The sequence below is a fragment of the Rhodococcus gannanensis genome (assembly GCF_042681175.1).
GTDB classification, from domain to species: domain Bacteria; phylum Actinomycetota; class Actinomycetes; order Mycobacteriales; family Mycobacteriaceae; genus Rhodococcus_G; species Rhodococcus_G gannanensis.
The window spans coordinates 174,731-187,182 of record NZ_JBHUFB010000019.1; the positions used below are offsets into that span (position 1 = coordinate 174,731).

Here is a 12,452-nt window from a genome sequence, read left to right on the forward strand (position 1 = left end):
GATTGTCTCGAAAATCCCATTCTCACTTGAGAGAATTACGATACGTTCTGCGAGAACATTAACACTAGCTCCACGAACGACCGAGAGAAATCGACGCACTCGCAGTGCCGCCGATCTGGGAAACCACAGGCCGCCGACCTTGCGGTCGTAAGAAATTCGAGAGTATGGTTCTCGCAATCGGAAGGGAGATTCTTGTGATCGAGACCAGAGCCATCCGCCCGGCGTTGGGCGTGGAAGTCACCGGCGTGGAAGACCTCAACGACGAGCGAGTCATCGCGCAGTGCCTGGAGGCCCTGAAGTGGCGCGGCTTCCTGCTCATCCGGGGACTGAACCTCGACGACGAGGCTCAGCTCGCGTTCAGCCGTCGGCTCGGAGAGGTGCGCACCCCGGCCCCCGGCCAGGAGATCTTCGTCGTCTCACTCGACCCGGCGAAGAGCCGGTCGGCGGAATACCTCAAGGGGACTTTCGAGTGGCACATCGACGACACCACGCACGACGTTCCCGCGAAGGCGACCATGCTCACGTGCAGGCACACGGCCATGGTCGGTGGCGGCACCGAGTTCGCCAGTACCTACGCGGCATACGACAATCTGCCCGAGCGTGACCGCAAGCGCTACGAGGGACTGCGCGTGGTGCACAGTTTCGCCGCGACCCAGCGCCTGGCGAATCCCAACCCCACCGAAGAGCAGCTTGCGATGTACAGCACGATGCCGACCCACGAGTCGTCACTGGTCTGGACGCGCCAGGACGGCCGGAAGTCCCTCGTCATCGGAATCAGCGCGGACCACATCGTCGGAATGCGGCCGGACGAGAGCCGCGAACTCCTCGACGAACTGCTCGCGTGGACCACCCAGGAGCAGTTCTGCTACGCGCACCAGTGGGAGGTCGGTGACGTCGTCATCTGGGACAACACCGGCATGCTGCACCGGGCACTCCCCTACGACCCGAAGTCCGAGCGCACCATGCACCGCACGACGATCGCGGGCGACGAGGCCTGGTCATGAAGACAGCCGTCGTCACCGGCGGCGCATCCGGCATCGGGCGTGCGATCGCGGATCGCCTGCGCGCCGACGGATGTCACGTCGCCGTTCTCGACATCACCCCGAGCGACGACGATTTCGTCCACACCGCCGACGTCACCGACCGCGGCCAGGTCGAGGACGCACTGACGGCGATCCGGGCGCAGATCGGACCGATCTCGATTCTCGTGAACGCAGCGGGACTCGACGGCTTTCAACGCTTCACGAAGCTCGGCTTCGAGGAGTGGAGCCGGGTGATCAACGTCAACCTGAACGGCGTCTTCCACTGCATCCAGGCCACCCTCCCCGACATGATCGACGCCGGCTGGGGCCGCATCGTCAACATCTCCTCGTCGAGCGCGCAGTCCGGGCAGCCGTTCATGGCCCACTACGTCGCCGCGAAGTCCGCGGTGAACGGGCTGACGAAGGCACTCGCACTCGAACTCGGCCCCCGCGGAGTCACCGTCAACGCGGTTCCACCCGGATTCATCGACACACCGATGCTGCGCAAGGCGGAAGAGCAGGGTCTCCTCGGCGGCACCGTCGAGGACCACATCCAGCGGACGCCCGTCCGCCGTATCGGACGCCCCGAGGACATCGCCTCGGCCTGCGCGTTCCTGGTGTCCGAGGAGGCCGGGTACATCAACGGCCAGATCCTCGGCGTCAACGGCGGCCGGAACACCTAGATCAAGACCGAATCCACCCCCACCAGAAAGGAACTCGAGCCATGGGTCGTGTAGAGGGAAAGGTCGCGTTCGTCACCGGCGCCGCACGCGGACAGGGCCGCAGCCACGCGGTCCGGCTGGCCGAGGAGGGCGCCGACATCATCGCGGTGGACCTGTGTGAGGACATCTCGTCCATGGGATACCGGATGGCCACCCAGGAGGACCTCGACGAGACCAGCCGACTGGTCGAGAAGCACGGCCGTCGCGTCGTCGCGATCAAGGCCGACGTCCGCGAGGCCGACCAGATGCGCAAGGCCGTCGAGCAGGGCATCGCCGAGCTCGGCAAGCTCGACATCGTCGTCGCCCAGGCCGGTGTCGCCGGCATGAAGGGCGAACCGGCCGTGCAGGCGTGGTGCGACGTGGTGAACACCAACCTCGTCGGCACCATGAACGCCGTCCAGGCCGCGCTCCCCCACCTGAGCGAGGGCGCCTCCATCATCGCCACCGGTTCCCTCGCCGCGATGATGGACATCAGCAAGACCGACCAGCCCGGCAAGGATCTCGGCGGCGTGGCCTACGTCTTCTCCAAGCGGGCCCTCTCGCAGTACATCCACGAGCTCGCAACCCATCTGGCGCCCCGCAAGATTCGCGCCAACGTCATTCATCCGACCAACTGCAACACCGACATGCTGCAGAGCGAGCCGATGTACCGGTCCTTCCGGCCCGACCTCGAGAACCCGACCCGCGCCGACGCCGAGCCCGCCTTCCACGTCCAGCAGGCGATGCCCGTGCCGTATGTCGAGCCCGAGGACATCAGCAACACCGTCCTGTTCCTCGCATCGGACGAGGCAAAGTACGTGACGGGCATGCAGATGCGCGTCGACGCAGGCGGCTACCTCAAGTGGTACGACTACCACATCTGAGCCGAATCAACTTGTGACAAGGAGGAAGTCAGTGAAGGTGCAGGTGGACTCCGATCGCTGCCAGGGACACACCCTGTGTGCCATGGCCGCACCGGACGCATTCGAGCTCAGTGACATCGACGGCCACTCGACACCCGTCAGCGAGGTGGTTGCACCGGATCAGGAGGACGGTGTCCGCGAGGCGGCCCGCTCCTGCCCCGAACAGGCAATCTCCATCACCTGACAGACCGACCCGAGATCGCCCTCCCCCCCGAGTCCCCCGGAGAGGACACGCCATGAGCGTTGATGACGTCGTCGCCGACGACCATCGCAAGAAGGCCGTCAGCTACCACTTCGACCGCCACAGCCCCGAGTACCCCGAACAGTTCCTTCCGATCACGCTCGACATGCACTCCAAGTGCCCGATGGCGTGGACGGACACCCACGGCGGACACTGGGTGGCGGCCGGCAGCGCCGAGGTCTTCGAACTCGCTCGCTCGGCCGAGGTCTCCAACGACCACGATATTCACGGTAAACGTCGTGGCTACAAGGGAATCTCGATTCCCACCGCGGAAAGGGCGTCGGGGGTCCGGGGCGGAATTCTCGAGATGGACGAGCCGGAACACCGTGAGTTCCGGGCCGTCCTCAATCCCTACCTCTCGCCCGCCGCGGTGACGCGCTGGGTTCCGTTCATCGACGAGGTCGTCCGCGCCGCGATCGACGAGAAGATCGAGTCCGGTCGGATCGATTTCGTCGACGAGCTCGCCAACATCGTCCCGGCGGTGCTCACCCTGGCCATGCTCGGTGTCCCGCTGAAGAAGTGGGAGATCTACAACGAACCGGTCCACGCCGCCGTCTACACCCCGCCGGACTCGCCCGACATTCCCCGGATCGCGGAGATGCACCGGACCATGGGCATCGACCTGCTCACGAACATGTTCGAGATCCGCGAGAACCCGCGTCCCGGCCTGATCAACGCCGTCAACCACGCAACCATGAACGGCGAGAAGCCGGACGACATGGAGCTTCTCGGGGTACTCAGCCTCATCATCGGTGGCGGGTTCGACACCACGACCGCGCTGACGGCCCATGCCCTCGAATGGCTGTCCGAACACCCGGAGGAGCGGACCCGCCTGTCCGCCGAGCGTGACGGCATGCTCGATTCCGCGACCGAGGAGTTCCTGAGGTTCTTCACCCCGGCCCCCGGGGACGGACGGACCATCTCTGCGGACTGCGAGCACGCCGGTACCCGGTTCAAGGAGGGAGAGCGGCTGTGGCTGTCCTGGGCGATGGCCAACCGTGATCCAGCCTTGTTCCCGGACCCGAACGACGTCGATCTGGAGCGCACCGGCAACCGGCACTTCAGCTTCGGTCTCGGCATCCACCGCTGCATCGGATCGAACGTCGCGCGAACGGTGTTCAAGCGGATGCTGGTCGCCGTCCTCGACCGGATGCCCGACTTCCGGTGCGATCCCGCCGGCGCGGTGCACTACGACTCCATCGGCGTCATCCAGGGAATGCGCCACCTTCCCGCCACCTTCACCCCCGGCCCCCGTCTCGGTGCTGGTCTCGAGGACACCCTCGACGCGCTTCAGAAGCTGTGCGACGAGGAACGACTCGCGGAACCGCTCGCACTGCGGCGGGCCCAGGCGGCGGACGGTGACTGACTCTGCCGTCGCGGAGCCGACGCGGCAGGGGGACGACCGGGCACCTGCGTCCGGTCGCCCTCTTCCGCTGCTCACCGACCAGAACCGCTTCTTCTGGACGTCGGGTGCCGACGGCGTGCTCCGCGTGCAGGAATGCCTCTCCTGCGCCGCCCTGATCCACCCCCCGCAGCCTGTCTGCCGCTACTGCCGCGGACACGCCATGGGCGTCCGGGTCACCACCGGTACGGCCACGCTGATCGGGTTCACGGTCAACCACAGATTCCCGCTTCCCGGTCTCCCCACGCCGTTCGTGATCGCTCAGGTCGCACTCGACGACGATCCACGGGTCCGGTTGACCACCAACGTGATCGACGCGGAGCCGGACGAACTCACACTGGGCATGCGTATGGAGGTCGCCTTCGAGCAGGACGACGACGTGTGGTTGCCACTGTTCCGGCCCTCTCCCGACCAGACGCGGACCGGAACCCTGCCCGACGACGCGATCCAACCGGACCAGTTCCCCCGACACGTCCGGCCGATGGCCACCACCTCGAAGTTCGAGGACGCTGTCGCGCTCACCGGCATCGGGATGTCCGAGATCGGACGCCGGTTGATGCGGTCGCCCCTGGAACTGACCTTGGAGGCGTGCGAACGCGCAGTCGCGGACGCCGGGCTGACGCTGGACGACATCGACGGGATCTCCAGCTACCCCGGTGGGGGCCAGGTCGGCGGCTTCGGCGAGGGCGGCGTGATGACGGTCGAGGCAGCCCTCGGACTTCACCCGACGTGGCACAACGGCGGCATCGAGACCTTCGGGCCGAGCGGATCGGTGATCGCCGCGATGACCGCGGTCGCCAGCGGCCTGGCCCGGCACGTCCTGTGCTACCGGACGCTCTGGGAATCCACCCACGGGGAACTGACGAAGCGGGGCGACCTCCCCCGCGCGACCGCGGCAGGCCGAACGCCGAACTGGCTGCTGCCGTTCGGGGCGACCTCGGCCGCCCACACACTCGCACAGAACGCCCAGCGGCATTTTCAGCGATACGGCACGACACGGGAGACGCTCGGCTGGATCGCGCTGAATCAACGCGCGAACGCGGCGCTGAACCCCACCGCGATCTACCGCGACCCGATGACCATGGACGACTACCTCGGTGCTCGGCCGATCACCACCCCGTTCGGCCTGTACGACTGCGACGTCCCCTGCGACGGCGCGGTCGCGGTGATCGTCTCCGCGGTCGAGACGACAGGCGACCTCGCGAAGCCCCCGGTGCTGGTCGAAGCCGTCGGCACCCAGATCGTCGAACGCATCGAATGGGACCAGAGCACCCTCACCCACGAGCCGCAGGTACTCGGTCCGGCCGCGCACATGTGGTCACGCACCTCGCTGCGCCCGGACGACGTGGACGTCGCCGAACTGTACGACGGCTTCACGTTCAACTGCCTGTCGTGGATCGAGGCGCTCGGCTTCTGCGGCATCGGCGAAGCGAAGGACTTCCTCGACGGCGGCACCGCGATCGCGCGGGACGGTGTGCTCCCGCTGAACACGCACGGCGGTCAGCTCTCGCACGGCCGCACGCACGGGATGGGCCTGTTGCACGAGGCGATCTCCCAGTTGCGCGGCGAGGCCGGCGCCCGCCAGGTGTCCGACGCCCGCGTGGCCGTGGTGAGCAGCGGCGGACTGACGCCGGGTGGCGTCCTGCTCCTGCGGAGCGACCGATGACCGTCACGCTGAGCGACCGGGTCACGAGCGCTCCGATTGCCACCGTCCCCTCTCGTCGGGTCGTCGACGTGGACGGGATTCCGATGTCCGCGCTCGTCGCCGAGGCTGCGGAGCCGGTCGCGGTGATTCTCGCCCTGCACGGCGGGGCAACCGATTCACGCTACTTCGACTGCCCGGGACATCCTCGTCACTCGTTGCTCCGGCTCGCGGCGACGTTGGGGTACACGGTGATCGCGCTCGACCGGCCGGGCTACGGCGCATCGGCCGAACACGGCGACGAGGTCGCTCCGGCCGACCGCCGCGTCGACCTGGGGTTCGGCGCTGTGGAGCGACTGCTCGACGGACGCGATGTCGGCGCCGGCGTTTTCGTCTGGTCCCACTCGGCGGGCTCCGAACTCGCCACCCGCATCGCGGCCGGACGCCGCGGGATCGGGGGCAGGAAACTGCTGGGGCTCGAGCTGTCCGGGACCGGGCTGGAATACCAGCCGAGTGTTCCGTCGGCGCTGGGAACCAGCGCCCGCGACTCACCCTCGGATCTGGTCCGGGAACTGCTGTGGACGCCCGAGCACCTGTATCCGGGGGAGCTCGTCGGCGGCGCACCGATCAGGTCGGCGACGCCGGCCTACGAGCCCACCGTCGTCGCGCAGTGGCCGCGTCGGACGTTTCGCGCGACCGCGGCCGAGGTCCGGATACCGGTCCGGTTCACCGCCGCCGAACACGAGAAGGTCTGGCGGGCCGACCCGCCCGCGCTGGAGGAGATCCGGTCGATGTTCACGGCCGCTCCCCGGGTCGAGATGCACACCCAGCTCGGGGGAGGCCACAACCTCAGCCTCGGCCATGCGGCTCCCGCATACCACCTCGACGTACTGGCATTCGTCGAGGAGTGCATCGCAGGCAGAGATCGGGCCACCGGGACCGATGCACCGAATTCGTTCAGGAGAGAGGGGAACTGACCCGTGGAAGCCTACGACGCCGCACTGCTGGCGATTCGACTCGTCCTCGGGGCGACCATGATCGCGCACGGAGTCAATCACTGGGTCGGAGGGGGGCGGATCGCCGGGACGGCGCGGTGGTTCAGCGGCCTCGGACTGCGGCACGGCACGGTGCAGGCGTGGGCGAGCGTCGTCACCGAGATCGGCGCGGGTGTGCTGCTGGTGCTCGGCCTGCTCACGCCGTTCGCGTGTGCGGCGACTGTGTCGGTCATGTTTGTGGCGGGCTTCCTCGCCCACCGGCCGAACGGATTCTTCGTCTTCCGGGACGGCTACGAGTACGTCCTCGTCCTCGCCGTGGTCGCGGTGACGCTCGCGGTCCTCGGCCCCGGCGAGGCATCGGTGGATGCGGCCCTCGACATCGCCGTCACCGGGTGGGAGGGGGGTGCGATCGCACTCGGCCTCGGTGTGGTGGCCGCCGCGGGACTGATCGGAACGTGTTGGCGCCCGGAACCGTCCGGCGCGAGTGACGAGAAGGCAGAGGTGGAGGCGTGATGACACGGGTCGGATTCATCGGACTGGGACTGCAGGGCGCTCCGATCGCGCGTCGGATCGTCGACGCCGGACACCCGACGACACTGTGGGCGCGTCGCCAGGCATCCCTCGACCCGTTCGCCGACACCGCGGCGAAGTCCGCAGGCACACCCGCCGAACTCGCGGCCGAGAGCGATGTCGTGTGCCTGTGTGTGGTGGGCGACGACGACGTCCGGCAGGTGCTCGGCGGACCGGAGGGCGTGTTCGCCGGACTCGGAGCGGGCGGAACCGTCGTCGTGCACAGCACGATTCACCCGGACACGTGCCGTGAGCTCGCCGAGACAGGGGCAGAACTGGGTGTGTCGGTCGTGGACGCCCCGGTCAGCGGTGGCCCCGCCGCGGCCGCCGAGGGTCGCCTGCTCGTGATGGTCGGCGGCGAGGACGACGTGGTCGCCCGATGCCTGCCGGTGCTCGAGTCGTTCGCCGATCCGGTGGTTCATCTCGGTGGCCTCGGCTCCGGCCAGACGGCGAAGTTGCTCAACAACCTGCTTTTCACCGCGAACCTGTCGACCGCATACACCACGCTGACACTCGGCGAGGCGCTCGGCGTCGACCCGGACCGTCTCGGTGAGGTGCTCGCCCACGGAACCGCGAACAGCTTCGCGGCGGGCCGGGTGACGTCGGCGGGCGGCACGCTCGACCGCATCGCGTTCCACGCAGGCGATCTGCTGCGCAAGGACGTGCGGCTGATCGCCGACCTGGCCGGATCCGTCTCGGCAACACCGGGAGTCGTCCTCACCGCCGCCGACGCCACCCTCGACATCATGGAGCGTCCGCGATGACGCGCATCGGATTCGTCGGCGCGGGCCGGATGGGTGGCCCGATGATCCGCCGTCTCGCGGCGGCAGGCCACGAGGTACGCGCGCGAGCCGGCACCGCCGACAAGGAACGGGTCGTGACCGAACTCGGGGCCGTCCCGGTCGCCGACGCAGCCGCCGCGGCGGACGGCGCCGACATCGTCGTCGTCTGCGTGTTCGACGACGATCAGGTCAGGCAGGTCTGCCTCGACGGTCCGCTGCTGACGGCGATGAGCGCGGGCTCGACCCTGGTGGTGCACACCACCGGCAGCCCGGACACCGTGAGGTCCATCGCCGAGGCCGCCCGCGGGGTGGGCGTCACCGTCGTCGACGCTCCCGTCAGCGGCGGTCCCCACGACATCGCCGCCGGAACGCTGACCGTCTTCGCGGGCGGCGACGCAGCAGCCGTCGACGTGGCTCGCGCGGCACTGGCCGCGTACGCGGATCCCGTCGTCCACGTGGGCGGGACGGGTTCCGGTCAGTGCGTGAAGCTCGTCAACAACGCGTTGTTCGCAGCGAACATCGCGTTGCTGGGGGACGCGGTCCGGCTGGCGGGTCAGCTCGGGGTCGACGAGGGCGCACTGTTGGGCGCGCTCCTGCACGGGAGCGGCGCGAGCCGCGCGCTCGACGGTGTGGCGAGACGCGGCTCGGTCGCGTCGTTCACGGCCTCGGTCGGCGAGTTCCTGCGTAAGGACGTGTCGGCGGTGCGCCATGCGGTGGCCGATCTCGGCGGTTCGCTCGGGCTGCTCGACGAGGTCGTCGGCACGCAGTGGCCCCGTACCGATACGGCAGCAACGTCCGACCGAAACCGGCCGGACGACGATCACATCGCGGCCGGGGTGCCCGATGTGCGATCAGTGAGGTGATCCATGGCAGGACGGGTAGAAGGCAAGGTCGCGTTCATCACCGGCGCGGCGCGAGGTCAGGGGCGCAGTCATGCGGTCCGGCTGGCCCAGGAGGGTGCCGACATCATCGCGGTCGACATCTGTAAGCAGGTCCGGGAGAACATGGTCATTCCGACCGCGACGTCCGACGATCTGGCGATGACCGCCGACCTGGTCAAGGAGACGGGCCGTCGCATCGTCACCGCCGAGGTGGACGTCCGGGACTTCGATGCGCTCAAGGCCGCGGTCGACAGCGGCGTCGAGCAGCTCGGCCGACTCGACATCGTGGTCGCGAACGCGGGCATCGGCAACGGCGGGGACACGCTGGACAAGACCAGTGAAGAGGACTGGCAGGAGATGATCGACATCAACCTGTCCGGCATCTGGAAGTCCGTGAAGGCGGCCGTGCCGCACGTGATCGCCGGCGGCAACGGCGGATCGATCATCCTCACCAGTTCGGTGGGCGGCCTGAAGGCGTACCCGCAGACCGGTGCCTACATCGCCGCCAAGCACGGGGTGGTCGGTCTCGCCCGCCTCTTCGCGGTCGAGCTCGGGCAGCATTCGATCCGGGTCAACTCCATCCATCCGACGAACGTGAACACTCCGATGTTCATGAACGAGGGAACGATGAAGATGTTCCGTCCCGACCTGGAAAACCCGGGCCCGGACGACATGGCGATCGTCGCGAAGCTGATGCACGTGCTGCCGATCGGCTGGGTCGAGCCCGAGGACATCAGCAATGCCGTCCTGTTCCTCGCCTCCGACGAATCCCGTTACATCACAGGACTTCCGATGACGGTGGATGCGGGCAGCATGCTCAAGTGAACGGATGTGTGGAGGTCCAGGGCTCCCGTCCCCTGGACCTCCACACCGACGCGCGAAGGAGTGGGTCAGCGTGCGGAGACGACGAGCCGGATCAGCTGGCAGAGACGAGGAGCGAACGGCCGGGCGGCCGGAGGAGGTCGACACGGAACGCCTCGGTCGGCGCGACGGTGTCCACCGCGCACCCCGCCGCGGCCAGGGCCTGCGCCTTGAACACGCGTGCGGCCATACTGAGGCGGTGCTCGTCGGGCGCGAATCGGTCCTTCAGCTCGTCCGGACAGGACTCGCCCCACACCGTCACGTCCATCCCCCCACCCTCCTTCTCGTACCCACCGCCGAGCACGTCGAGGATCTCGCGCCGGACCCGCTCGTCGCTGGCGATCAGGTCGGAGCAGACGGCGAGAGCCTGCGGAAACGGCTCCGACACGTTCGCGTAGGCGGTGTCGAGGTCGAGCACACGAGCCCCGAGGATCTCGAGTGCGCGGGTGTCGGGATGGTCCGCGACCAGGACCAGGACGTCCCATCCGGCGCTCACCCTGTCGAAGATGCACCCACCCGCGGTGCGCACGACGTCGCAGACGCTCGACCCGACGAGCACCATGCGGTGCCTCAGCCGGTGCCTGCGAGCGTGAGCTGTTGACTGAGCGACCGCATGTACTCCGTGAAGACCTGATGTATCGGTATCGAGCGATCGAGCAGCCATAGCGTCTCCATTCCGTTGAGGAAGGCGATGACCTCCACCGCCTTGGTGGCCGGGTCGACGTCTCGCCGGTACTTGCCGGCGCGCTGTCCGCGCCGGATACCGGTTTCGACCGTGTCGACTGCGACCCGGGATCTGTGGAGAAGGCGGTCGTGAAGGGGTGCATCCGGTTCCAGGTTCTCGATCAACAGAACCGTGAACAGGCCTACCACGTCGGGGGATTCGTCGAAACGGTGCAGGACCCCCGACAACTGCGCCAGGAGGTCTCCGCTACGGCTCGCGTGTGCCAGATCGTCGGCGTCACGCGCGTCCGCAACCGCGTTGAGCAACTGCTCCTTCGATTCGAAATGGTGCAGGAGTCCCGCGGTGCTGACTCCTGCGTTCTTGGCGATCTGAGCTAGCGACGTGTTGCGCCACCCGTTCTGTACGACCAGCCGCTGGGCAACGGAGACGATCCGTTGTCTGCGATCCTCTCCTTTGGCAAGTTGCGCTGCGTACGGTCGTGGCACGGGCGGTCCCCTTCGGTCCAACCAACCAACTGAGCACACAGTAGGTTGGATCTGCGATTGTGACAAGAGTCATAAATCTGTCTAAAAACGTCTTGAATCACACTTTGTCAAAGGTTCATGGACTTGGCGATGATCACCTTCATGACCTCACTCGTTCCCGCGTAGATGCGCGCCACTCGGGCATCCGTGTACAGCCGGGCGATCGGGTACTCGGTCATGTAGCCGTAGCCACCGAATAGCTGCAGACACCGGTCCACCACCCTGGCCTGGACCTCGGTGCAGAACAGTTTGACGCGGGCGGCGTCGGCGCCGGACAGCTCACCGTCGACCAGATCGAGCACGCCGCGATCCAGCATCGCCTGAGCGGCCTCGATCTCCGCGGACATCGCCGCCAGCTCGAACTTCGTGTTCTGGAAGGACGCCACCGGAGTCCCGAACGCCTTGCGCTCCTTGACGTAGTCGACGGTCGTCGCGACCGCGGCACGAGCCTGCGCGACCGATCCGACCGCGACGGTCATCCGCTCCTGCGGAAGGTTGCGCCCGAGATACCGGAACGCCTCGCCCTCCTCACCGAGCCTGTTGGCGACCGGCACCCGGACGTCCTGGAACGACAGTTCCGCGGTGTCCTGCACCTTGCAGCCCATCTTGTCGAGCTGCCGACCCCGCACGAAGCCGGGCATGCCGTCCTCGACGACGAGCAGGGTGAGACCCGCACGGCGGTTGTCCGGGTCGGTCGAGGTCCGCGCCACGACGATCACGAGGTCGGCGAGGATGCCTCCGGTGATGAACGTCTTCGCGCCGTTGACGACGTACTCGTCGCCCTCCCGCCGCGCGGTGGTCCGGATTCCGGCGAGGTCCGAACCGGTCCCCGGTTCCGTCATCGCGATGGCGGTCAGCAGTTCGCCGGCGGCCATCCCCGGGAACCACCGCGAGCGCTGCTCCTCGTTCGTGTACTCCAGGAAGTACGGCAGGATCACGTCGAGTTGGGTTCGCACCGTGCTCAATGTGACCAGTGCGCGGGCCGCCTCCTCCTGCAGCACGACGTTGTATCGGAAGTCGGGGATTCCCGCTCCCCCGTACTCTTCCGGGATCGCCATGCCGAGCATCCCGAGCGATCCGAGCCGGCGGAAGATATCCCGGGGCATCCGGCCGGCCTTCTCCCATTCGGGATAGTCGGGGACGACGTGCTTCTCGATGAAGTCACGCGCCAGCTTCCGGAACGCCTCGTGGTCTTCGCCGAAGACTTCTCTGCGCATCGCTCT

General features: G+C 67.6%; 14 protein-coding genes. 11 read left to right on the forward strand and 3 right to left on the reverse strand.

Annotated elements, in window-relative coordinates; translation table 11 throughout:
- The first annotated feature begins 194 nt into the window (after nt 1-194).
- From ACFSJG_RS20170 to ACFSJG_RS20220, 11 genes are read left to right on the forward strand one after another with little or no spacing between them, the layout of a single operon-like run.
- Entirely contained in the window at nt 195-1,004 is an 810-nt protein-coding gene (locus ACFSJG_RS20170) for a TauD/TfdA dioxygenase family protein (RefSeq protein ID WP_378487020.1), read from the forward strand.
- Nucleotides 1,001-1,705 carry an SDR family NAD(P)-dependent oxidoreductase gene (locus ACFSJG_RS20175; protein ID WP_378487021.1) on the forward strand — a complete coding sequence of 235 codons (705 nt, stop codon included), beginning with the start codon at nt 1,001-1,003 and terminating at the stop codon, nt 1,703-1,705. Before ACFSJG_RS20170 ends, ACFSJG_RS20175 begins: the two co-directional genes overlap by 4 nt.
- 41 nt (nt 1,706-1,746) lie before the next feature.
- Complete coding sequence (locus ACFSJG_RS20180) at nt 1,747-2,607, forward strand: mycofactocin-coupled SDR family oxidoreductase (RefSeq protein WP_378487022.1); 861 nt, start codon at nt 1,747-1,749, stop codon at nt 2,605-2,607.
- Between the two features lie 31 nt (nt 2,608-2,638).
- The gene (locus ACFSJG_RS20185) at nt 2,639-2,830 is read left to right on the forward strand and encodes a ferredoxin (RefSeq protein WP_378487023.1); all 192 of its coding nucleotides are present in this window, start codon (nt 2,639-2,641) and stop codon (nt 2,828-2,830) included.
- A gap of 52 nt (nt 2,831-2,882) precedes the next feature.
- Nucleotides 2,883-4,253, forward strand: coding sequence for a cytochrome P450 (locus ACFSJG_RS20190; protein ID WP_378487024.1), 1,371 nt, complete (start codon nt 2,883-2,885; stop codon nt 4,251-4,253).
- A complete protein-coding gene (locus ACFSJG_RS20195) occupies nt 4,246-5,955 on the forward strand; it encodes a thiolase C-terminal domain-containing protein (protein ID WP_378487025.1) in 1,710 nt (569 codons plus the stop codon). The genes ACFSJG_RS20190 and ACFSJG_RS20195 overlap by 8 nt, the downstream gene beginning before the upstream one ends.
- Complete coding sequence (locus ACFSJG_RS20200; RefSeq protein ID WP_378487026.1) at nt 5,952-6,908, forward strand: alpha/beta hydrolase; 957 nt, start codon at nt 5,952-5,954, stop codon at nt 6,906-6,908. The genes ACFSJG_RS20195 and ACFSJG_RS20200 overlap by 4 nt, the downstream gene beginning before the upstream one ends.
- A gap of 3 nt (nt 6,909-6,911) precedes the next feature.
- Nucleotides 6,912-7,439 carry a DoxX family protein gene (locus ACFSJG_RS20205; RefSeq protein ID WP_378487027.1) on the forward strand — a complete coding sequence of 176 codons (528 nt, stop codon included), beginning with the start codon at nt 6,912-6,914 and terminating at the stop codon, nt 7,437-7,439.
- On the forward strand, nt 7,439-8,260 hold the full coding sequence (locus tag ACFSJG_RS20210; protein ID WP_378487028.1) for an NAD(P)-dependent oxidoreductase: 822 nt from the start codon (nt 7,439-7,441) through the stop codon (nt 8,258-8,260). The genes ACFSJG_RS20205 and ACFSJG_RS20210 overlap by 1 nt, the downstream gene beginning before the upstream one ends.
- Nucleotides 8,257-9,141 (forward strand): NAD(P)-dependent oxidoreductase, encoded by an 885-nt coding sequence (locus tag ACFSJG_RS20215; RefSeq protein ID WP_378487029.1) that lies wholly within the window; start codon nt 8,257-8,259, stop codon nt 9,139-9,141. The genes ACFSJG_RS20210 and ACFSJG_RS20215 overlap by 4 nt, the downstream gene beginning before the upstream one ends.
- Nucleotides 9,142-9,144: 3 nt before the next feature.
- Nucleotides 9,145-9,984 (forward strand): mycofactocin-coupled SDR family oxidoreductase, encoded by an 840-nt coding sequence (locus ACFSJG_RS20220; RefSeq protein ID WP_378487030.1) that lies wholly within the window; start codon nt 9,145-9,147, stop codon nt 9,982-9,984.
- Between the two features lie 91 nt (nt 9,985-10,075).
- Here ACFSJG_RS20220 and ACFSJG_RS20225 read toward each other — a convergent pair whose 3' ends face one another.
- From ACFSJG_RS20225 to ACFSJG_RS20235, 3 genes are all read right to left on the reverse strand, one after another.
- Nucleotides 10,076-10,594: a hypothetical protein gene (locus ACFSJG_RS20225; protein ID WP_378487200.1), complete on the reverse strand. Its 519-nt coding sequence runs from the start codon at nt 10,592-10,594 to the stop codon at nt 10,076-10,078.
- Nucleotides 10,591-11,190 (reverse strand): TetR/AcrR family transcriptional regulator, encoded by a 600-nt coding sequence (locus ACFSJG_RS20230; protein WP_378487031.1) that lies wholly within the window; start codon nt 11,188-11,190, stop codon nt 10,591-10,593. Before ACFSJG_RS20230 ends, ACFSJG_RS20225 begins: the two co-directional genes overlap by 4 nt.
- A 107-nt stretch (nt 11,191-11,297) precedes the next feature.
- Nucleotides 11,298-12,446 (reverse strand): acyl-CoA dehydrogenase family protein, encoded by a 1,149-nt coding sequence (locus tag ACFSJG_RS20235; protein WP_378487032.1) that lies wholly within the window; start codon nt 12,444-12,446, stop codon nt 11,298-11,300.
- Nucleotides 12,447-12,452: the final 6 nt, after the last annotated feature.